Annotated in this window: 18 protein-coding genes; 8 read left to right on the top strand and 10 right to left on the bottom strand. The window is 71.3% G+C overall.

Annotation, left to right across the window (positions count from 1 at the left end):
- Positions 1 to 14 precede the first annotated feature (14 nt).
- Both ACIBJF_RS04065 and ACIBJF_RS04060 read left to right on the top strand, forming a co-directional pair.
- Positions 15 to 1,601 (top strand): Na+/H+ antiporter, encoded by a 1,587-nt coding sequence (locus ACIBJF_RS04065; RefSeq protein ID WP_399172099.1) that lies wholly within the window; start codon positions 15 to 17, stop codon positions 1,599 to 1,601.
- Between the two features lie 90 nt (positions 1,602 to 1,691).
- The gene (locus ACIBJF_RS04060) at positions 1,692 to 2,432 is read left to right on the top strand and encodes an SDR family NAD(P)-dependent oxidoreductase (protein WP_399172098.1); all 741 of its coding nucleotides are present in this window, start codon (positions 1,692 to 1,694) and stop codon (positions 2,430 to 2,432) included.
- On the opposite strand, the gene ACIBJF_RS04055 is transcribed toward ACIBJF_RS04060, so the two are convergent.
- On the bottom strand, positions 2,395 to 3,477 hold the full coding sequence (locus ACIBJF_RS04055; RefSeq protein ID WP_399172097.1) for a mechanosensitive ion channel family protein: 1,083 nt from the start codon (positions 3,475 to 3,477) through the stop codon (positions 2,395 to 2,397). The genes ACIBJF_RS04060 and ACIBJF_RS04055 overlap by 38 nt on opposite strands.
- Positions 3,478 to 3,583: 106 nt before the next feature.
- On the opposite strand from ACIBJF_RS04055, the gene ACIBJF_RS04050 reads away from it, so the two are divergent.
- Positions 3,584 to 4,162, top strand: a complete 579-nt coding sequence (locus tag ACIBJF_RS04050; RefSeq protein ID WP_399172096.1) for a dienelactone hydrolase family protein — start codon at positions 3,584 to 3,586, stop codon at positions 4,160 to 4,162.
- A 7-nt stretch (positions 4,163 to 4,169) separates the two neighbouring features.
- On the opposite strand, the gene ACIBJF_RS04045 is transcribed toward ACIBJF_RS04050, so the two are convergent.
- From ACIBJF_RS04045 to ACIBJF_RS04030, 4 genes are all read right to left on the bottom strand, one after another.
- Entirely contained in the window at positions 4,170 to 5,840 is a 1,671-nt protein-coding gene (locus tag ACIBJF_RS04045) for an alkaline phosphatase D family protein (protein ID WP_399172095.1), read from the bottom strand.
- Positions 5,841 to 5,932: 92 nt separating this feature from the next.
- Positions 5,933 to 6,745: a thioredoxin domain-containing protein gene (locus ACIBJF_RS04040; protein ID WP_365326544.1), complete on the bottom strand. Its 813-nt coding sequence runs from the start codon at positions 6,743 to 6,745 to the stop codon at positions 5,933 to 5,935.
- 133 nt (positions 6,746 to 6,878) lie between these two features.
- Positions 6,879 to 7,568, bottom strand: coding sequence for a hypothetical protein (locus ACIBJF_RS04035; RefSeq protein WP_399172093.1), 690 nt, complete (start codon positions 7,566 to 7,568; stop codon positions 6,879 to 6,881).
- A gap of 67 nt (positions 7,569 to 7,635) precedes the next feature.
- The gene (locus ACIBJF_RS04030; RefSeq protein WP_399172092.1) at positions 7,636 to 8,961 is read right to left on the bottom strand and encodes a DUF2252 domain-containing protein; all 1,326 of its coding nucleotides are present in this window, start codon (positions 8,959 to 8,961) and stop codon (positions 7,636 to 7,638) included.
- A 217-nt stretch (positions 8,962 to 9,178) separates the two neighbouring features.
- Here ACIBJF_RS04030 and dnaE point away from each other — a divergent pair, with 217 nt between their 5' ends.
- Positions 9,179 to 12,721, top strand: a complete 3,543-nt coding sequence (gene dnaE, locus ACIBJF_RS04025; protein WP_399172091.1) for a DNA polymerase III subunit alpha — start codon at positions 9,179 to 9,181, stop codon at positions 12,719 to 12,721.
- A gap of 83 nt (positions 12,722 to 12,804) precedes the next feature.
- Here the strand turns inward: dnaE and ACIBJF_RS04020 are convergent, their stop codons facing one another.
- Complete coding sequence (locus ACIBJF_RS04020; RefSeq protein WP_228622693.1) at positions 12,805 to 12,981, bottom strand: hypothetical protein; 177 nt, start codon at positions 12,979 to 12,981, stop codon at positions 12,805 to 12,807.
- A 225-nt stretch (positions 12,982 to 13,206) separates the two neighbouring features.
- On the opposite strand from ACIBJF_RS04020, the gene ACIBJF_RS04015 reads away from it, so the two are divergent.
- From ACIBJF_RS04015 to ACIBJF_RS04000, 4 genes are all read left to right on the top strand, one after another.
- Entirely contained in the window at positions 13,207 to 14,421 is a 1,215-nt protein-coding gene (locus ACIBJF_RS04015) for an NYN domain-containing protein (protein WP_399172090.1), read from the top strand.
- An 81-nt stretch (positions 14,422 to 14,502) separates the two neighbouring features.
- Positions 14,503 to 15,516 carry an ABC transporter ATP-binding protein gene (locus ACIBJF_RS04010; RefSeq protein WP_399172089.1) on the top strand — a complete coding sequence of 338 codons (1,014 nt, stop codon included), beginning with the start codon at positions 14,503 to 14,505 and terminating at the stop codon, positions 15,514 to 15,516.
- A 94-nt stretch (positions 15,517 to 15,610) separates the two neighbouring features.
- Positions 15,611 to 16,432, top strand: a complete 822-nt coding sequence (locus ACIBJF_RS04005; RefSeq protein ID WP_399172088.1) for an ABC transporter permease — start codon at positions 15,611 to 15,613, stop codon at positions 16,430 to 16,432.
- A 34-nt stretch (positions 16,433 to 16,466) separates the two neighbouring features.
- Complete coding sequence (locus tag ACIBJF_RS04000) at positions 16,467 to 17,096, top strand: AAA family ATPase (RefSeq protein ID WP_399172087.1); 630 nt, start codon at positions 16,467 to 16,469, stop codon at positions 17,094 to 17,096.
- Positions 17,097 to 17,124: 28 nt separating this feature from the next.
- Here the strand turns inward: ACIBJF_RS04000 and ybaK are convergent, their stop codons facing one another.
- The 4 genes from ybaK to ACIBJF_RS03980 all read right to left on the bottom strand — a co-directional run bounded on the left by ybaK (position 17,125) and on the right by ACIBJF_RS03980 (position 21,240).
- The gene (ybaK, locus tag ACIBJF_RS03995; RefSeq protein WP_399172086.1) at positions 17,125 to 17,628 is read right to left on the bottom strand and encodes a Cys-tRNA(Pro) deacylase; all 504 of its coding nucleotides are present in this window, start codon (positions 17,626 to 17,628) and stop codon (positions 17,125 to 17,127) included.
- Positions 17,629 to 17,679: 51 nt separating this feature from the next.
- Complete coding sequence (locus ACIBJF_RS03990) at positions 17,680 to 18,420, bottom strand: LON peptidase substrate-binding domain-containing protein (RefSeq protein WP_351800489.1); 741 nt, start codon at positions 18,418 to 18,420, stop codon at positions 17,680 to 17,682.
- Between the two features lie 11 nt (positions 18,421 to 18,431).
- Positions 18,432 to 19,493, bottom strand: coding sequence for a hypothetical protein (locus tag ACIBJF_RS03985; protein ID WP_399172085.1), 1,062 nt, complete (start codon positions 19,491 to 19,493; stop codon positions 18,432 to 18,434).
- Between the two features lie 169 nt (positions 19,494 to 19,662).
- The gene (locus ACIBJF_RS03980; protein ID WP_399172084.1) at positions 19,663 to 21,240 is read right to left on the bottom strand and encodes an oxidoreductase; all 1,578 of its coding nucleotides are present in this window, start codon (positions 21,238 to 21,240) and stop codon (positions 19,663 to 19,665) included.
- Between the last annotated feature and the right edge of the window lie 133 nt (positions 21,241 to 21,373).

Raw genomic sequence — 21,373 nt, 5'->3', positions numbered from 1 at the left:
CCGGAGCGCCGGCCGTGGATCAGTTGGCTCTGTTGTTCGTCCTGCTGCTCGGAGCCCTGGTGAGCGTCCCGGTGGGGGACCGGTTCGGGGTGTCGGCGCCGGTGCTGATGACCCTGTTCGGCGGGGCCCTCGCGGTGGCCGACTTCGTGCCGAACGTGGACATCCCGCCGGAGCTGATCCTGCCCGGGCTGCTCCCGCCGCTGCTCTACGCCGCCGTACGGCGCACCTCCTGGCGGCAGTTCGCGGCCAACGTCCGCCCGATCCTGCTGCTGGCCGTCGCGCTGGTGTTCGTCACGATGGTGTGCGTGGCGTTCGTCGCCGGCACGATCGTGCCGGGGCTGCCGATCGCCGCCGCCTTCGCGCTCGGCGCGCTGATCGCGCCGCCCGACCCGGTCGCCGCGACCAGTGTCGCCGGGCAGCTGGGGCTGCCGCGCCGCCTGGTGTCGATCCTGGAGGGCGAGGGGCTGTTCAACGACGTCACCGCCATCGTGCTGTATCACGTGGCCGTCGCCGCGGTCGTGAGCGGCTCGTTCTCGGTGTGGCAGGCCGGGGTGGACCTCGTGTTGTCCGGCGTGGTCGCGGTGGCCGTGGGCCTGGTGCTCGGCTGGGGCGCGAACAGGCTCATGGACCTGCTGGGCGATCCCACCCTGCAGATCGGCATGACCCTGCTGGTGCCGTACGCCTCCTATGTGCTCGCCGAGAAGCTGCACGGCTCGGGGGTGCTCGCGGTGCTCACCACCGCGCTGTTCCTCGCCGAGTACGCCACCGACGCCGACGACGTGATGACCCGGCTGGCCGGGCACACCTTCTGGGACATCATCGACACCCTGGTCACCGGCGTCGCGTTCGGACTCATCGGCCTGGAACTGCACAACGCCATCCGCACGGCCGAGGGGCGCTGGGGCGAACTGCTGGGCTGGGCCGCCGCGATCGTGGGCGTGGTGATCGTCGTGCGGCTGGTGTGGCTGCTGCCCGCGACCTGGCTGACCAAACGGCTGCACGCGCGGCGGGACTACGACGAGGAGATCCCGGTCAGCTGGCGGGAGACCGTCGTGATGTGGTGGTCCGGGATGCGCGGGGTGGCCTCGGTGGCGCTGGCGCTGGCGATCCCGCTGCGGACCGACGCCGGCGCACCGTTCCCCGACCGGGACGAGATCGTCTTCATCGCCTTCGGGGTCATCATCGTCACGCTGGTCCTGCAGGGGCTCACACTGCCGTCACTGGTGCGGTGGCTCGGGGTGCAGGCCGACTCCGAGCGGGAGAAGGAGTTCGAGAAGGAGCTGGCGGTACGGGCCGCGAAGGCGGCCAAGCGCAGGCTGCGGGAGATCGAACAGGTGGAGGACCTGCCCGAGGACCTGTCCGAGCAGATGCTGCGGCGCGCCTTCGACATCGGGATCCGGATCAGCCCCGACATGGGGGAGGAGGAGCGGCGGGAGGCGCAGCACCAGCGGGCCAAGCGGCTGAAGCGGGTCCGGAACATCCAGAACGAGATGCTGAGCGCGGCGCGCCACGAGGTCCTGGCGGCGCGCAGCGAGCCGGGGGCGGATCCGGAGATCGTGGACCGGGTGCTCAGGCATCTCGACGTGCGCAGTCTGCGGTGAGCTGAGCCCTGTGCATGAAAAGTCATATGAACATGGCGGACCTGTGGATAAATACCGGCATCCTCGGCCGATCACTCCTACTCTCGGATCATGACTCGCAACATCGTGATCAGTGGTGGCGGTACGGGCATCGGGCTGGCCACGGCGCAGGCGTTCGCGGCGGACGGCGACCGGGTGCTGTTGCTGGGGCGGCGCGCGGAGGTGCTGGAGAAGGCCGCCGTGCCCGGCTCCCTCACCTATGCGGCCGACCTGACGGAGCCGGCGGACGTACAGGGCGTGGCAGAGTTCGTCGCCCGGGAACTCGGCACGGTCGACGTGCTCGTGCACAGCGCCGGAGGCGCCGGGGGCCAGCATCCGCCGACCGGTGGCGAGGACCCCCTGGAGCAGGTGGCCCACGCCTGGACCGACAACTTCCGGCTCAATACCCTGACCGCCGCTCTGCTCACCGAAGCCCTGAAGGACCGGCTCGCCGAACCGGGCGGGCGGGTGCTGTTCATCTCGTCCATCGCCGCCTACCGCGGTTCGGGCAGCGGCGCCTACGCGGCGTCCAAGGCCGCGCTGCACCCGTACGCACACGATCTGGCCCGGCAGCTGGGACCGCACGGCATCACCGTGAACGTGGTCGCGCCCGGTTACATCGAGGACACCGAGTTCTTCGGCGCCGGCCCGGCGCCGGAGCGGCGGGCGCAGCTCATCGCCGAGACCTCGACCGGCCGCGCCGGGATACCGGGAGACGTGGCCGCGACCCTGCACTGGCTGGCCTCGCCCGGCGCCGGGCATGTCACCTCCCAGGTCATCCAGGTGAACGGGGGCGCGGAGCGCGGCCATTGACCGGCTCCGCGGGACGCGGCACCGCCTCGGAGGTGTTGACGCGGGGGAGCGCGTAGGGGTGCTCCGCCGCCAGCCAGGCGATCATCTGCTCGCGGACCGTGACCCGCACCGTCCAGATGTCGTCGGCGTCCTTCGCGGTCATCAGGGCCCGCACCTGGACGGTGTTGGGCGTGCTGTCCGTCATCACGAGGCCGTAGGCGCGGCCGTCCCAGGCGGGGCTCTCGCGCAGGATGTCGCGCAGTTTCGCGCGCATCGCCTCGATGGGCGCGCTGTGATCCAGGTGCCAGAAGACGGTGCCGGTCATCTCCGGGGTGCCCCGCGACCAGTTCTCGAAGGGTGTGGAGGTGAAGTACGACACCGGCATGGTGATCCGGCGCTCGTCCCAGGTCCGGACCGTCAGAAAGGTCAGGGTGATCTCCTCGACCGTGCCCCACTCGCCGTCCACGACCACCGTGTCGCCGATGCGCACCATGTCCCCGAAGGCGATCTGCAGCCCGGCGAACATGTTGGACAGAGTCGACTGGGCGGCGACACCGGCCACGATGCCGAGGACGCCGGCCGAGGCCAGCAGCGAGGCGCCGGCCGTACGCATCGCCGGGAACGTCAGCAGCATGGCGGCGCTCGCCACGACGATGACGATCGCGGACACCACCCGCATGATCAGCTCCACCTGGGTGCGCACCCTGCGTACCCGGGCCGGATCCCGATGCGCGCGGGCGTAGCGGCTGTAGGTGGTCTCGACGATCGCCGAGGCGATCCGGATCACCAGCCAGGCGGCGGAGCCGATCAGCACCAGCGTCAGCGCCCGGCCGATGCCGACCTGGTGCCGTTCCAGCACCTTCGCCTGGTCGTAGGACCCGCGCAGCAGGGCGGCGCACAGCACGAGCTGGTAGGGGATGCGGCCGCGACGCAGCAGCTCCCACAGCGGTGAGTCGTGGTCGCGTTCGTCGGCCTTGCGCAGCAGCCGGTCGGTGGCCCAGCCGATGGCGAGCGTGAGCAGCACCGAGCCACCGATCACGATCACGGGGCGGACTAGGATCTCCATGCCTGCGCTCCTTACCGGAGCCCGGCGGGCATGAACATGTGAGTTCGGCGCGTTCGCGGGTACGGCGGCTCAGACGTGGTGTCGCACCGGCTGGCACCATGGCCTCATGAACATCATGCTTTTTCACTCGACCTACGGCCTCAGGCCCGCGGTGCGCGAGGCCGCGGACCGGCTGCGCGCGGCCGGCCACGAGGTGTGGACGCCGGACCTCTTCGAGGGGCGCACGTTCGACACCGTCGAGGAGGGCATGCAGTTCAAGGAGTCGATCGGCAAGGAGGAACTGCTGAAGCGGGCCGTGCTGGCGGCGGCGCCGTACTCGGACCGCGGGCTGGTGTACGCCGGGTTCTCGCTCGGCGCCTCGATCGCCCAGACCCTCGCCCTCGGCGACGACAAGGCGCGCGGGCTGCTCCTTCTGCACGGCACCTCGGACATCGCGCCGACCGCGCACGTGGACGAGCTGCCGGTGCAACTGCATGTGGCCGAGCCGGACCCGTTCGAGACGGACGACTGGCTGACCGCCTGGTATCTGCAGATGGGCCGCGCCGGAGCCGACGTGGAGGTCTACCGCTACGCGGGCGCCGGGCACCTCTACACCGACCCCGGGCTGCCGGACCACGACGCCGAGGCGGCCGAGGCCACCTGGCGCGTGGCGCTCGGCTTCCTCGACAGCCTGCAGGACGGGTAGCCGCCGACTACACCGGGTCGTACGTCCGCTCGACCTTCTGGGTGCCGCTGCGGGTGCGGTAGGAGCGCACCCACTTGGAGGTCGCGTTCGCGTCGGTGCGGTCGGACAGGACGTAGTAGTCCATCTGCGCGCGGTCGGCGGTGATGTCCAGCACGCCGTAGCCGTGCCGGTCGGTGTCCACCCAGTGGACGTGCCGGTTGGCGGCCTCGATGAGCGGCGCGGCGAGCGCGGAGACCGTGCCCTCGGGGACCTTGACGATGTCGTCGAGGTTGTCGGAGGTCACCGAGGTGATCACGAACTCGGTGGCCGCCGACGGCGACAGCGGGTAGGTGCCCGCGTCCACCGGCACGTCGTTGGCCCAGGACATGTGGATGTCGCCGGTCAGGAAGACGGTGTTGCCGATGCCGTTCGAGCGCAGGTGGTCGAGGAGTTCGCGGCGGTCGTGGGTGTAGCCGTCCCACTGGTCGGTGTTGAAGCCGATGCCGTCCTGCGGCAGGCCGAGCAGCTTGGCGAGCGGCTTGAGCAGGTCGGCGGTGAGCGAGCCGACGACGAACGGCGCGATCATCACCGAGTTGCCGACCAGCCGCCACTTGGTGTCGGAGGCCTTGAGCCCCGCCTTCAGCCAGTCGAGCTGGGCCCGCCCGGTGATCGTCCGGTCGGGGTCGTCCACCGAGCCGCTGCCGGTGGACGCCTGCTGGGAGCGGAAGGAGCGCAGGTCCAGCAGGGACAGATCGGCGAGCTTGCCGAAGCGCAGCCGCCGGTAGGTGGTGCCCTCGATCGCGGTGCGGACCGGCATCCACTCGAAGTAGGCCTGCTTGGCGGCCGCCTTGCGGGCGGTCCAGGTGCCCTCGGCGCCCTCGGTGTGGTTGACCGCACCGCCCGACCAGGCGTTGTCGGCGAACTCGTGGTCGTCCCAGATCGCGATGACCGGCGCCTTCAGGTGCAGGGCCTGCAGGTCGGGGTCGGTCTTGTACCTGGCGTGCCGGATCCGGTAGTCGGCGAGCGTGATGATCTCGTTGGCCGGCGCGTGCGGGCGGACGACCGTGCCGCGCGCCGCGTACTCGCCGGACTTGTACTCGTAGATGTAGTCGCCGAGGTGCAGCCAGGCGTCCAGGTCGCCGCGGGCCGCGAGATGGCGGTAGGCGGCGAAGTAGCCGGCCTCCCAGTTGGCGCAGGTGACCACACCGAAGCGCAAGGAGGACACGGCCGCGTCCGCCGCCGGCGCGGTGCGGGTGCGCGCCACCGGGGAGTCGGTGCCGCCGGCCGAGAAGCGGAACCAGTAGTCGGTCGCCGGCTGCAGGCCGCGGACGTCGGCCTTCACGGTGTGGTCGGAGGAGGCGGTCGCGGTGACGGTGCCCTTGGCGACGATGCTGGTGAACGCCTTGTCCCGGGCGACGACCCAGCTCACCTCGGTGTCCGGGCCGACCCCGGAGCCGGGTATGGCCTCGGGGGTCGGGGTCACCCGCGTCCACAGCAGGACACCGTCGGGCAGCGGGTCACCGGAGGCGACACCGTGTAGGAAGGCGGGGGCCTGGTCGGCGGCGCGCGCCGGAAGGGAGGCGGCGAGCGGGCCGGCCAGGACAGCGGTCGCCGCCGCGGCCTTGACGACCGTACGGCGGCGAGGGGAGAGGGAGTTGGGGCCTTCGGCGGCCGGAAACGATCTGTATCGACTGGTCACGACCGATCAGGTTACTGATCGGTACGCGCGAGAGCGGGCGAACTCGGAAAGTTCGCCCGCTCTTCACGTGAAGGCCGGTTTCCGAAGGGCCGTCAGCCCTTCAGGGCCGCGTCGACGGCCTTGTCGAAGTCGGCCACGGTCATGGGCGGGTTCTTGCCGTCGGCACCCGTCAGCGTCTTGCCGTCCATCTTCAGGGTCGGCGTGCCCTGGATGCCGTCCTTGTCGAAGATCTTGGACTCCTCCAACGCCCACCGGTCGTAGGTGCCGTCCTTCACGGCCTTCTGGAACGCCGCGTTGCCCTTCAGGGCGGGGACCGTGTCGGCGATCTTGATCAGATAGGCGTCGTCCTTGAACTTGTCGTCGTTCTCGTCCGGGTGCCACTTCGTCGAGTACATCGCGGCCTTGTACTCGAGGAACGCCTCCGGGCTGACGTTGAGCGCGGCGCCGAGGGCGCTGAGCGCGTTCTTGGAGCCCACACCCGGCAGGTTCTTGTCGAGGAAGGTGGCACCGACGTACCGGAGCTTGAACTTGCCGCTGTCGATGTCCTGCTTCACCGTCGAGCCGACGGTCTGCTCGAACTGCGCGCAGACGGGGCAGCGCGGGTCCTCGTAGATGGTGAGGGTCTTCTGGGCGGTGCTCTTGCCGATGACGACGGTCGTGCCGTCCGTGCCCGTGGTGTTGGCCGGCTTCACGAGCGTCTTGTCCTTGGCGGCGTCCCACCCGGTGGGCTTGTTCCCCTGGACGACGGCATAGCCGATGCCGCCGGCCGCGGCCAGCACCGCCACGACCGAGGCGGCCACGATGACCTGCCGCCTGGCCTTGTCGCGCTTGGCCTGCCGCTCGCGCTCCTGGCGCAGCCGCTCCCGGGCCGCCGTCTTCGCCGACTGGCTGTTCCGCTTGCTCATGTTGGTGATCTCCGTGTGGGACGCGCACATGCCGTACGCGGGATACGTGTGGGGGACTGGGTGTGCTCAGTGCTGCCGCTCGGGCGCCGCCCGACCGGACGCCGCGGAGCCGGTGCCGCTCAGCCGCCGATGCTCAGCCGGCGGCGAGGGCGGGGAAGCACGGCGGTCCACGCCGTCCCAGGGAGTGCACGAGGAGCCGGTCGCGGGCGGCGGCCCGGCGCGGGGCCCGGCGCGGCAGCCGGCGCGCCGGGGTCAGCCGGACGGCGACCGCGGCGACCGCGAGCAGCAGCGGCCGGAAGGTGGTGGCGGCGACCGCGCGCAGCAGCTGCACCAGCGCCCGCTCGCCCCGGCGCAGCCAGGCGGCGGCGAGCAGGCCCACGCACACATGCGCGGCGAGCAGCAGCCAGGCGGCCGCCGGACTGGCGTGCGCGAGCAGCGCCCCGGGACGGCCGTGCGCCCCGGTCATCTGGGCCAGCGGGGAGCCGACGGCACCGCCCTGGCACAGCACGTCGAAGCCGAACGCGTGCAGGGGGCCGGCGACCGGGCCGCCCGCCCGGCCGTAACAGGTGTTCTGGCCGGTGGTGAACACCGTGTCGGCGGCCAGTTCCAGCGGGATGAGCAGGGCCGCGATCCGGCCGAAGCCGCGCTCGCGGTCCGCCAGCGCATACGCCGTGGCGAACACCGCGGCGGCGACCGCGAGCACGGTCGCCACCGGCAGCGGGGCCCGGGACAGCAGCACGTGCGACGCGGTGCTGAGCGTCACGACGACAGCCGTGAACAGCGCCGCGCGCACGGCTCTGAGCTGGATCCCGGATATGTCCATACCGAATGAAGAGTGTGACACGAAGGTGGTTAAGAGACCCCTAAAGGGCGCCTGTGAGTTGCGAAGGTTACAGCCCCGGGATCCGGCCGTTGCGGAACAGGTCGACGAAGATCTGGTGGTCGGCACGCGCGCGTGCGCCGTAGCCGTGCGCGAAGTCCACCAGGAGCGGCGCGAAGCCCTCCTCGTCGGCGGCGATGGCCGCGTCGATGGCCCGCTCGGTGGAGAACGGCACCAGGGACTCGCCGGAGGTGTCGTCCGCCGCCGCGTGCATCGTCGCCGTGGCCCGGCCCAGGTCGGCGATGACCTGCGCGATCTCCTCCGGGTCGTCGATGTCGCCCCAGTCCAGGTCGACGGCGTACGGCGAGACCTCGGCCACCAGCTGGCCCGTGCCGTCCAGCTCGGTCCAGCCCAGCCACGGGTCGGCGTGCGCCTGCAGGGCGCGCTGGGAGATCACCGTGCGGTGGCCCTCGTGCTGGAAGTAGCCGGCGATGGCCGGATCCGTGATGTGCCGGGAGACCGCCGGGGTCTGGGCCTGCTTGATGTAGATCACGACGTCGTTCTCCAGGGCGTCGCTGTGCCCCTCCAGCAGGATGTTGTACGACGGCAGGCCGGCCGAGCCGATGCCGATGCCGCGGCGGCCGACGACGTCCTTCACCCGGTAGGAGTCGGGGCGGGCCAGGGAGGAGTCCGGCAGCGTCTCCAGATAGCCGTCGAAGGCCGCGAGGACCTTGTAGCGGGTGGCCGCGTCCAGCTCGATGGAGCCGCCGCCGGGGGCGAAGCGGCGCTCGAAGTCGCGGATCTCGGTCATCGAGTCCAGCAGCTCGAAGCGGGTCAGCGAACGGGCGGCGCGCAGGGCGCCCAGCAGGGGGCCCTCGGCGGTGTCCAGGGTGAACGGCGGCACCTCGTCGCTCTTCGCGCCCGTGGCCAGGGCGTGGATGCGCTCGCGGTAGGCGGTCGCGTAGACCGTCACCAGCTCGGTGATCTGCTCGTCGCTGAGCGCCTTCGCGTACCCGACGAGCGCGACCGACGCCGAGAAGCGCTTCAGGTCCCAGGTGAACGGGCCGACGTAGGCCTCGTCGAAGTCGTTGACGTTGAAGACCAGGCGGCCGTTGGAGTCCATGTACGTGCCGAAGTTCTCCGCGTGCAGGTCGCCGTGGATCCACACGCGCGAGGTGCGGTCGTCCAGGAACGGGCCGCCCCGCTTCTCGGCGTCCAGATCGTGGTAGAAGAGGCACGCCGTGCCCCGGTAGAACGCGAAGGCCGAGGCCGCCATCTTCCGGAACTTCACCCGGAACGCGGCCGGGTCGGCGGCCAGGAGCCGGCCGAAGGCGGTGTCGAAGACGGCGAGGATCTCCTCGCCGCGCTGCTCGTCGCTGAGCTGGGGTGCCGACATCGCTGGGTGCCTCCTGGTGCGGTGCATGAATGTGCGTGAATGAGTACGACAGCGCTTCCGTCGTCTCCAACGGGCGACGCTACGCGGGAGTGCCCGGTTCCCGCATGAAGGTACGCAGGGATCCTCCTCCTGTGTCAGTCCCGGGGCATAGACTTCGACGCTGACCCCAGAACTGTCCGCCCGCCCGCCACCCCGTGTTTCCGTTGGAGGCCATACCGTGTCAAAGCCGCCCTTCACGCACCTGCACGTCCACACCCAGTACTCGCTGCTGGACGGTGCCGCGCGGCTCAAGGACATGTTCAACGCCTGCAACGAGATGGGCATGACGCATATCGCCATGTCCGACCACGGCAACCTCCACGGGGCGTACGACTTCTTCCACTCCGCGAAGAAGGCCGGAATCACCCCGATCATCGGGATCGAGGCGTATGTCGCCCCCGAGTCCCGGCGCAACAAGCGCAAGATCCTCTGGGGCCAGCCGCACCAGAAGCGGGACGACATCTCCGGTTCCGGTGGTTACACCCACAAGACGATGTGGGCCGTGAACAAGACCGGCCTGCACAACCTCTTCCGCCTCTCCTCCGACGCCTACGCCGAGGGCTGGCTGCAGAAGTGGCCCCGGATGGACAAGGAGACCATCGCCCAGTGGTCCGAGGGCATCGTTGCCTCCACCGGCTGCCCCTCCGGCGAGGTGCAGACCCGGCTGCGCCTCGGCCACTTCGACGAGGCCGTGAAGGCCGCCGCCGACTACCAGGACATCTTCGGCAAGGACCGGTACTTCCTGGAGCTGATGGACCACGGCATCGAGATCGAGCGCCGGGTCCGTGACGGCCTGCTGGAGATCGGCAGGAAGCTCGGCATCCCCCCGCTGGTCACCAACGACTCGCACTACACCTACGCGCACGAGGCGGGTGCCCACGACGCCCTGCTGTGCATCCAGACCGGCAAGAACCTCTCCGACCCCGACCGCTTCAAGTTCGACGGCACCGGCTACTACCTGAAGTCCACGGACGAGATGTACGCCATCGACTCCTCGGACGCCTGGCAGGAGGGCTGCGCCAACACGCTCCTCGTCGCCGAGATGGTCGACACGGACGGCATGTTCGAGAAGCACGACCTCATGCCCAAGTTCGACATCCCCGAGGGCTACACCGAGGTCACCTGGTTCAAGGAGGAGGTCCGCCGCGGCATGGAGCGCCGCTACCCGGGCGGCATCCCCGAGGACCGCCAGAAGCAGGCCGACTACGAGATGGACGTCATCATCTCGATGGGCTTCCCCGGCTACTTCCTCGTCGTCGCCGACTTCATCATGTGGGCCAAGAACAACGGCATCGCCGTCGGCCCCGGCCGAGGCTCCGCGGCCGGCTCGATCGTCGCCTACGCCATGGGCATCACCGACCTCGACCCGATCCCGCACGGCCTGATCTTCGAGCGCTTCCTCAACCCCGAGCGCATCTCGATGCCCGATGTCGACATCGACTTCGACGAGCGCCGGCGCGTCGAGGTGATCCGGTACGTGACCGAGAAGTACGGCGCCGACAAGGTCGCCATGATCGGCACCTACGGCACCATCAAGGCCAAGAACGCGATCAAGGACTCCGCGCGCGTGCTGGGCTACCCGTACGCGATGGGCGACCGCATCACCAAGGCCATGCCCGCCGACGTCCTCGGCAAGGGCATCCCGCTGTCCGGCATCACCGACCCCGAGCACCCCCGGTACTCGGAGGCGGGCGAGGTCCGCTCGATGTACGAGAACGAGCCGGACGTGAAGAAGGTCATCGACACCGCCCGCGGTGTGGAGGGCCTGGTGAGGCAGATGGGCGTGCACGCCGCCGGCGTGATCATGTCCAGCGAGACCATCACCGAGCACGTCCCGGTCTGGGTCCGGCACACCGACGGCGTGACCATCACGCAGTGGGACTACCCGAGCTGTGAGTCGCTCGGCCTGCTGAAGATGGACTTCCTGGGCCTGCGCAACCTCACGATCATGGACGACGCGGTCAAGATGGTGAAGGCCAACAAGGGCCTCGACATCGACCTGCTGTCCCTGCCGCTCGACGACCCCACGACCTTCGACCTGCTCCAGCGCGGCGACACCCTCGGCGTCTTCCAGTTCGACGGCGGCCCCATGCGGTCCCTGCTGCGGCTGATGAAGCCCGACAACTTCGAAGACATCTCCGCCGTGTCGGCCCTGTACCGCCCGGGCCCGATGGGCATGAACTCCCACACCAACTACGCGCTGCGCAAGAACGGGCAGCAGGAGATCACGCCGATCCACCCCGAACTGGAGGCGCCGCTCAAGGAGGTCCTGGACGTCACCTACGGCCTGATCGTCTACCAGGAGCAGGTGCAGAAGGCCGCCCAGATCATCGCGGGCTACTCGCTCGGCGAGGCCGACATCCTCCGCCGCGTGATGGGCAAGAAGAAGCCCGAGGAACTGGCGAAGAACTTCACCATCTTCCAGGCCGGCGCCCGCAAGAACGGCTACAGCGACGAAGCCATCCAGGCCCTGTGGGACGTGCTGGTCCCCTTCGCCGGCTACGCCTTCAACAAGGCGCACTCCGCCGCGTACGGCCTGGTCTCCTACTGGACCGCCTACCTCAAGGCGAACCACCCCGCCGAGTACATGGCCGCCCTCCTCACCTCCGTCAAGGACGACAAGGACAAGTCGGCGGTCTACCTCAACGAGTGCCGCCGCATGGGCATCCGGGTGCTCCCGCCGAACGTCAACGAGTCCGAGGCCAACTTCGCCGCCCAAGGCGACGACGTGATCCTCTTCGGCCTCTCCGCCGTCCGCAACGTCGGCACCAACGTCGTCGAGTCGATCATCAAGTGCCGCAAGGCGAAGGGGAAGTACGCCTCCTTCCCCGACTACCTCGACAAGGTCGAGGCGGTGGTCTGCAACAAGCGCACCACCGAATCGCTCATCAAGGCCGGCGCCTTCGACACCATGGGGCACACCCGCAAGGGACTCATGGCGCAGTACGAGCCGATGATCGACAACGTGGTCGCGGTCAAACGCAAGGAGGCCGAGGGGCAGTTCGACCTCTTCGGCGGCATGGGCGGCGAGGACACCAGCAGCGAGCCCGGCTTCGGACTCGACGTGGAGTTCTCCACCGACGAGTGGGACAAGACCTATCTGCTCGCCCAGGAGCGGGAGATGCTCGGTCTGTACGTCTCCGACCACCCGCTCTTCGGCCTGGAACACGTCCTCGCCGACAAGGCCGACGCGGGCATCGCCCAACTCACCGGAGGCGAACACGCCGACGGCGCGGTCGTCACCATCGGCGGCATCATCTCAGGTCTGCAGCGCAAGATGACCAAGCAGGGCAACGCCTGGGCGATCGCCACCGTCGAGGACCTCGCCGGCTCCATCGAGTGCATGTTCTTCCCGGCGACCTACCAGCTCGTGTCGACCCAACTCGTCGAGGACGCCGTGGTGTTCGTCAAGGGACGCCTCGACAAGCGCGAGGACGTGCCCCGGCTCGTCGCCATGGAGCTGATGGTCCCGGACCTGTCCAACGCGGGCACCAACGCGCCGGTGATCCTCACCATCCCGGCCGTGAAGGTCACTCCGCCCATGGTCAGCCGCCTCGGCGAGATCCTCAGCCACCACAAGGGCGACAGCGAGGTCCGCATCAAGCTCCAGGGCCCCCGCAAGACCACCGTGCTGCGCCTGGACCGGCACCGGGTCAAGCCCGACCCGGCGCTCTTCGGCGACTTGAAGGTGCTGCTCGGCCCGTCCTGCCTGGCCGGCTGACACCGCGCCACGCGAGAGCACGCACGAAGGGGCGCACCCGCCAAGGGTGCGCCCCTCCTGTCTGCCTGGGCTTCAACTGCCCTTTAGTTGTGGCCGAAGCTCTTCCGCTTCTTGCCGGCAACATCAGCCGGGCTGCCCTGGATGTGCGACACCGGCGACTCATGCGCCTCCGTCTGCCGCTGCGCGTGCTCTTGGGACTGCTCGGCGTGCGACGCGCGGTTCTGCGGGCCGGCCTGCTTACGGTTCTTGTTCTTGGCCATGGTGATCTGCCTCCTGTGGGGGATCTAGGGGCCAGGGCCGGGACCAGATTCACATACGCTGACATCAAGCGCATGTCGGATAATTACCGTGTGTGACAGGGCAGGTGGGCGCTCGGGACCCGCAAACGCCACGCCGAAGATCGAGTTCGGGCCGTTAACCCCCGCGCCGTCGGGCAGACTCGAAGGAAGTCCGAAGCAAAACCTCCCGGGAAGAGGGTGAGTCGCGTGGACCGCTGCATCGTCCTGGTGGACGCCGGGTACCTGCTGGGAGCCGCCGCCAGCCTCCTCGCCGGTGAGCCCTCGCGGTCCCGGATCACCGTCGACCACAGCGCACTGATCCAGGCGCTGCGGGAACGCGCGGAGTCCGACACCGAGCGTCCCCTGCTGCGCATCTACTGGTTCGACGGCGCCCCCGACCGTGTCCCCCAACCGGAGCATCGCCGGCTGCGGGTGATGCCCCGCGTCACCGTCCGGCTCGGCGCCCTCACCCGCAGCGACGGACGCTGGGCGCAGAAGGGCGTGGACGCCGCCATGCACGCCGAGCTGACCGAGCTGGCCCGCAACCGAGCCTGCTCCGACATCGTCCTCGTCACCGGCGACGGCGATCTGCTGCCCGGCATGATGGCCGCCAAGGAGCACGGCGTCGCCGTCCACCTGTGGGCCGTACAGGCCGCCGACGGCGACTACAACCAGTCCGAGGACCTGGTCGCCGAGGCCGACGAACGGCGCGTGCTCGACCGCGCCTGGATCACCCAGGCCGTCCGCGCCAAGGAACTGACCGGCGTGTGCGCCCCGCCGCCCGCGCCCCGGCCCGAGATCGCCGCGATCCTCTCCGCACCGCTGCCCGAGTCCGCGCTCACCACGGCGGCCGAGCGGCCGCCCGAAGAGGGCGGGCCCCAGCCGGCCACGGCGGTCACGGAGAACGGCACCCAGGAGCGGGCCACCGCCCACAAGGGCGTCCCCACCCCCAAGGACCTGGCCGCGCTGCGCGCCCCCGGCACCCAGCCCGCCCAGCACCCGGCGACCGCGACCCTGCGCTGGTCCTCGGACAAGGGGTGGGTGGACCGGCCGGGGGTGGTCGCCGAGCCGCCCGAGGTCGCCACCATGCCGACGCTCGCCCAGCTCACCACGGCGGAGCAGCGGTGGGCCGACCGCGAGGAGGACATCACCGCCGTCGGCGGCGACCCGTACGAGGTGGGACAGGTCTTCGCGCGCCGCTGGATGTCCCGGCTCGGCGACCAGACCCATCTGCAGAAGCTGTCGCAGCTGTATCCGCGGATCCCGCACCGCATCGACGGCGAGCTGCTGCGGTACGCCGCGCGGTTCGGACTGCTCGCCCACAAGGACGACCAGATCGACGAGCACGACCGCTATGCCATTCGGGCGGGGTTCTGGCGGGAGGTCGACGTGCCGGCGGCGGAGAGCGCGACGGGGGAGTGATGGCGGGGATTTCTTACCGCTCGCGGACGGAAGTGGCCCCAAAGGCGAGTAAAGCGGCCCGACCCCGTACTCTCGTCCCTTGTGAGTACGAGCGCGGCACAGGCACCTCGGCATGACGAGGTCGTACGCGTGCGCGGCCTCGCCAAGACCTACCCGGCCGTGAAGGGGCGGCGGGGCGCGCCCGGCACCCCCGAGGTGCGGGCCACCGACGGGGTCGGGCTGGACGTGCGGCGCGGCGAGGTCTTCGGGCTGCTCGGGCCGAACGGCGCCGGCAAGTCCACGCTCGTGCGGCAGCTCACCGGGCTGCTGCGGCCGGACACCGGCAGCATCGAGATCCTCGGGCACGACATCGTCCGGCACCCCGAGCGGGCCGCGCGCCTCCTCGCCTACCTGGGGCAGGAGTCCTCCGCGCTGGACGAGCTGACCGTCTCCCTCGCCGCCGAGACCACCGGACGCCTGCGCGGCCTGGACGTGACGCGGGCCCGGGCCGAGCGGGACGCCGTACTCGACGAACTGGGGCTCACGCCGATCGCCGGGCGGGCGCTGAAGAAGCTGTCCGGCGGACAGCGGCGGCTCGCCTGCTTCGCCGCCGCCCTCGTCGGCGAGCGGCCGCTGCTCGTGCTGGACGAGCCGACCACCGGCATGGACCCGGTGGCCCGGCGCGCGGTCTGGGCGGCCGTGGACCGGCGGCGCGCCGAGCGCGGTACGACCGTGCTGCTGGTCACCCACAACGTCATCGAGGCCGAGACCGTGCTGGACCGGGTCGCCGTCATCGACCAGGGCCGGGTGATCGCCTGTGACACCCCGGCCGGGCTGAAGGAACAGGTCGCCGGCGAGGTGCGGGTCGAGCTGGTGTGGCGGGACCGGGCGCCGCTTCAGGTGCCCGAGGTCGCCGTGCTGCGCGAGCGCGCGGTGGAGTCCGGCCGGCGCTGGACGCTGCGGCTCGCGCCCGAGGAGGCCCGCGCCGCCGTCGCCACGGTGACCGGCGGGGCCGCCTTCGCCGCCCTGGACGACTTCACGCTCGCCACGCCCAGCCTGGAGGACGTCTACCTGGCGCTCGGCGGCGCGGCCCGGCAGGGGTTGGTGAAGGCATGAGCGCGGCGGACGTGCGGTGCGTATGGGTCGGTGCGACCGCGGTCCGTGCGACTGCGGCCGGTGGGACTGGGGCGGGGAAGAGGAGCAGCTGGTCGTGAGTGTCGTACCCGCGGAGGTTCTGCCGGGCGGAACCCGGGCCGTGCCCAAGACGGCGCCCGGCGCGGCCGAACTCGGCCCGGCCGCCCGGCTGTGGCCGTCACTCGCGGCCGTCTACCGGGCGCAGCTGTCCCGGGCCCGGGTGGCGCGGATCCCGCTGCTGTTCGTGGCCACCTTCCAGTCCGTCGGCATCACCGTGATGATGCGGGGCGTCGTCGACAGCGGCAGCGAGGCCCAGTCCGTGGTGGCGGGGTCGTCGGTGCTGGTCGTCGCGTATGTGGCGCTGAACCTGCTGGCGCAGTACTTCGGGCAGCTGCGGGCGAGCGGCGGGCTCGATCACTACGCCACCCTGCCGGTGCCGCCGGCGGCCGTGGTGCTGGGCGCGGCGGCGGCGTACGCCTCCTTCACCGTGCCGGGGACGCTGGTGACCGCCGTCTTCGGGTGCGTGCTGTTCGGGCTGCCGCTGGGCAACCTGTGGATTCTCCTGGCCGTGATCCCGCTCGCCGGGGCCGCGCTGTCCGGGCTCGGCGCCGCCTGCGGGCTGCTCGCGCCGCGGCCCGAGCTGGCCACGCTGCTCGGGCAGCTGGGCATGTCGGCGGCGCTGCTGCTGGGTGTGCTGCCGGCCGACCGGATGCCGGAGATCGTACGGCTGGCCCGGGATCTGCTGCCGTCGACGTATGGTGTGGAGGCCTACGCCCGGACCTTCGGGGCCCATCCGGACTGGGCCGTCGTCCTGGTCGACCTGGGGGTGTGCGCGGGTGTCGGAGTCGTCTCGCTGGCCGTGGCGGCCCGGGCGTACCGCAGGGCCGCCGTCCGGTGACGCGGCGCACAGCGCGACCTGGCACGATGTCAGGGTGACCGCACCGTTGACTCCGCCTACGCCGCCGCACAACCAGTCCTCGAACGATGTCTGGCAGGCCCCGCTGCCTGCCGGGATGCCCGGGGGCGTGTACGAACAGGACGGCCCCGGGATGAAGACCGAACTGCGGGACGCCGCCGTGATCACGGTGGCCATGGCCCTGGTCGGGGTGCTGTTCGGACTGCTGTGGTGGTGGCTGGCGCCGCATGTGCCGCTGGTCGGCGACGTGGTCGAGGACAACTGGGTCGTCTACCTCAAGGACAGCGAGGGCGAGCAGGCGGCGGGGGTGGACGGCACGTTCGCCCTGCTGGGGCTGGCGTTCGGGCTCGTCAGCGCGGTCGTCGTCTTTCTGCTGCGGCGGCGTGGGGGCGTGCCTGTCGTGGTGGCCCTCGGTCTCGGCGCGCTGCTCGGCTCGGTGGTGGCCTGGCGGCTCGGGGTGTGGCTCGGCCCCACGTCCGACGTGCTGGCGCACGCCAAGGCCGCGGGGAAGGGCGTCACCTTCTCGGCGCCGCTGAAACTGGGCGCCAAGGGCGCGCTGCTGGCTTGGCCGTTGGGCGCGCTGCTGGTCCACCTCGGCCTCACGGCACTCTTCGGCCCCCGCGACCCCGAGGTGCCGGCACCCTGACCAAGGGGGCTCCGTCCCCCTGGACCCGTCAGCCCCGCCCGATGGGCGCCAGCACCGCGTTCGTCAGCTTGGTCAGGTCTGTCGGGGACAGTTCCACCTCGAGGCCCCGGCGGCCCGCTGAGACACAGATCGTCTCGTGGGCCTCGGCGGATTCGTCCAGGACCGTGGGGAGCTTCTTGCGCTGGCCGAGGGGCGAGATGCCGCCGCGGACATAGCCCGTGGTGCGCTCGGCCAGGGTCGGGTCGGCCATCGTGGCCCGTTTGCCGCCCACCGCCGCCGCGAGGGCCTTCAGGTCCAGGGAGCCGGACACCGGGACCACGGCCACCGTCAGGGCGCCGTCGACGTCGGCCACCAGGGTCTTGAAGACGCGGTCGGCCGAGACGCCCATCGCCTCCGCGGCCTCCTCGCCGTAGGAGGGATGGGAGGGGTCGTGGTCGTAGGAGTGGACCGTGAAGTCCACACCGGCCGAGGACAGGGCGACCGTCGCGGGGGTGCCGCCGGACTGTTGCTGTTTCTTCGACTTCTTCGCCATCCGTCTTCCTCGGCGGTGTTCCTCGGACGTCTTCCTCAGCAGCCGTCCTGCTCAGTTCTGGCTCGTCGGTGCCCGGGTCAGCTCGAAGGCGGGCAGTGACGGAAGACTACGGATGATGGCCGTCTCGGAGCGAAGGAGTTTCAGCTCGTCGCGCAGTCGGGACGCGGTGTCGGGGGCCTGGAGCAGGCGCTGTTTCGTCGGCGTGTCGTGCACCATCGCGGCCGCCACCAGGTACGACACCACGCTCGGGTCGTCCGGGAGCTCCGCGCCCGTCGACAGCGAGCGCTCGCGGGCGCCCGCCAGGCGCTTCTGGTACTGCCGGAAGGAGCGCAGGACCCCCTCGGCCAGCGCGCCCGCCTCGTCGCCCGGCTCCTCCGCCAGTTCCTCCAGCTCCGCCGTCAGGAACGGGCCCGACGCGTCGACGGAGAGCAGCCGCACCCGGGTCGTGCCCGTCGCCAGCACCTCGAACGTGCCGTCGGCCCGCTCCCGGATGGTCGCCGCGTCCGCCACACAGCCCACCCCGTGGAAGGCCTTGAGGGGGTCCGGGCCGAAACCCGCGGCCGGCCCCCGGTCGGGCTGTGCGGTGGGGTCCGGCATGCCGGGGGCGCTCGGCGCCACCTCGTAGCCGTCGCGGATGGCCACGACGGCGAACCGGCGCGGCTCCTCCTCCGGTGTCTTGAGCAACTCGCGCATCATCGCGCGGTAGCGCTCCTCGAAGACGTTCAGCGGCAGCACGAGCCCCGGGAACAGCACCGTGTTCAGCGGGAAGAGCGGGAGACGGGCGGTGGTCACGACGCCCCAGCCTAGTGGTCACCGGCGCGCGTGTGTCCGCCGCGTTTGACGAGGGCCGCATCGGGCGCGCTCACCAGGGCCATGAGCCCTGCGGTGGCGGGCCGGGACGCCGCCGCAAGCAGGTGCTCGCGCAGCCGCAGGAAGTGGCCGAGCGGGTCCTCGGAGAACCGCTCCCAGGGGAAGGACGTGGCGTACGGGCCGATCCGGCCCAGCTCCGCGCGCGCGTCCTCCCAGCGGTGCAGGCGCAGCAGGACGTAAAGCAGCTTGTTGCGGACCTGGGCGGCCCACGGGTCGGCCGCCGGGAAGCGGGCGGAGAGCGTGAGCGCCCGGTCGGCCGCGGCGTCCAGCCGGGCGCGCGGGATCCCGTGGTCCCGGCCGTCGGTCAGGCAGCCGAAGGCGGCCCGGGCCGGCAGGGCCTGGACGAGCGAGTCGGCCGGGGCGTCCTGCGCGGCCCGCTCGGCGAAGTCGAAGCAGGCGGCGTGGGAACCGGGCCGGAAGCTGGCCAGGTAGCGCAGGGCGGCCACATGGCAGCCGTAGTGGTGCGGGGCGCGGCGGACGGCCGCCTCCCACAGCTCCTCGAAGTACCGGTGGCCGGCCCGCGAGCCGCGCGCGTGGTCCAGCGCGATCCGCCAGGGCACCGGGTCGCGGTCGTCGGCGCGGGCGGCGGCGGTGATCAGCGGGCTCACCTCGCGCAGCAGTTCGGCGCGGGCCGGCGAGGGCCAGGCGCGGTCCACGGCCAGCTGTGCCGCGACCAGCAGGGCGTCGGGCTTCGCCGGGGTGGCCGCCCGCCAGGACTGGAACCACTCGGGGCGCGAACGGGCGAAGGCGGCCAGATGCCGGACGTACCGGTCGTGGTTCTCCCACTCGCCCCCGGCGCGGGTGGTGGCGAGCAGGTCGGCCGCGGCCCGGTACTCGCCGCGGCCTGCGGCCACCAGCGCGGGCGAGAGACGGTCGTCGGGCGCGTCGAGCACGACCTCGTCCCCGGCGGGCGGTCGGGGGGCCGGGCGCGTGGAGCGTTTGGACATCCGGGTGGGGCGGATGAACGGGGGGAGCGCAACCATGGTGCCGACCATTGAAAGTCCGCAGGTCGGCCGCGCGCCAGAGGCATCGGGCAAGTCATGGAAAGTTGTATGGCGGACGGTCAAGGACCGGTAAAGGTGATTGTTCAACGTTTGAGACGCCTGGGGCTTCTGCGTCGCTCGTGGCCCCCGGGGCGGCCCGTGTCCGCACCGGCGCCGGGACTCAGCCCCGCCGCAGCAGCCGGGTCGCCCCCGCCGCCACCGTCGTCGCCAGGATCCAGCCGAGCATGATCATCACCGCCGCCAGCCACTGCCAGCCGCCGCGCAGCTGCCACTGTCCGACCTGGCCCAGGTCGATCACCGGCAGCAGCAGGTCCAGGGTGAACAGGGCCGGGCTCCAGTAGGGATGGGCGTCATGGTTCACCGGCGGATGGTCCGCGTGCGCGAACGCCAGCGTGCCCGCCGCCCACAGCACCGCCATCCACACCGCGGCCCGGCCGGGCCGGTAGCCGTAGGCGACCGTCCAGTCCTGGACGTACCCCCAGAACTTCCCGGCCAACGGCAGCGTCTCGCGGCGCCGGCGCTGCTTGGCGAGCAGCACCTCCCGCGCGTCCTCGTCCTCCCCGGCCGCCCGCAGCACCGCCGCCAGCCGCTCGTACGGCTCCGGGGCGTACTCCGCGGTGGCCGCCGCCACCCAGTCCAGCCGGCCGGTCAGCGGGAACGGGCCGCGCGGGACGAGGTTCTCGTACACGAAGCCGCCCATGTGTAGATCGCCGGGGCCCGGCCAGCTCGCCGCCCGGTCCACCAGGCTGACGATCCGGGCGCCGGACAGCACCACCTTGCCGCCCTGCGGCCCGTCCCCGAGGAAGCGCAGCTCCGACGCGTGCACCCGGCGCAGCGACAGCTCCTGGTCGTCGGTGAGGGTGAACCGGGCCCGCTCGAAGTCGACGGCGTCCCCGAACCGCCCGTCGTCCAGCCGTATCCCGCCCCGGCACTCGAAGCGCTGGATCCGCGTGCCGCGCGCTGGTGTCGTGCCGCTGAGCAGCGGGCTGCCCACGCCGGCCGGGGTCAGGTACAGGGTGCGCTCGACGGTCAGCTGGGGCGCGTTCAGGGCGTAGCGGGAGTAGGGGTTGTCCAGGGTCGCGCCGCGCAGGCTGAGCGAGACGCCGACCTTGGCGCCGCGCAGCCGCAGCTCGCCGTGCGACTGAAGCATCTCCGCCTGCAGGTCCTGGCCGACGGTCATGCCGTCCGCCGAGATCGACCGCCCGCTGCGGTCGCGGTAGGCCACCGCCTCGTTGAGCATCAGATCGGTGCCGATGTGCGCGTCCGTGAGCCGGGCACCGTTCTGGAACCGGCAGCGCGGCAGATGCAGATCGCCCTCGGTGTGCACCCGGGCCGCCTCCAGCCGGGGCACCGCGCAGTCCACCATGCGCAAGGTCGTGAACCGGGCCTCCGGCAGCAGGACCTCCTCGTCGAAGCGGCAGCCGCGCAGCTCGACGTACGGCCGTACCGTGCCGCCGGAGAGGTCCAGCGTGCCGGTGATCCGCACGCCGGTCAGCTTCAGCGCGGACACCCGGCCCGCGAGCGCGGGCGGGCCGTCCAGCAGCAGCCAGGCCACGATCCGCGCCCGCACCGTGCGCTCCGGACCCCAGGGGTGTCCGCCGTGCGGATCGTCCACCACGGCGTCCCCACCGCTCAGGTCGTACATACTGCCGTTGCGGAAGGCCTGCCACATGCCCGCCTCGGCCGCGGTCAGCTCGTCCGGCAGGTCCCCGGCGACGACGCCGGTCCCCTCGGTCACCCTCGTCCTCTCCTGGTGCCAGTGCTTTCGTACAGCCGTTCATGCCCGCTGAGTGACGCCCGGAACACTGGACGTGAAGGCGATCTTCCGAATCCCGCCACGTTCTGTATCAGCCATTGATACGCGTCCACGG

The organism is Streptomyces sp. NPDC050743 (assembly GCF_044456925.1).
GTDB lineage: Bacteria > Actinomycetota > Actinomycetes > Streptomycetales > Streptomycetaceae > Streptomyces.
The sequence above is the reverse complement of the archived record's forward strand: the minus strand, read 5'-3'. Positions and strand labels throughout refer to the sequence as shown.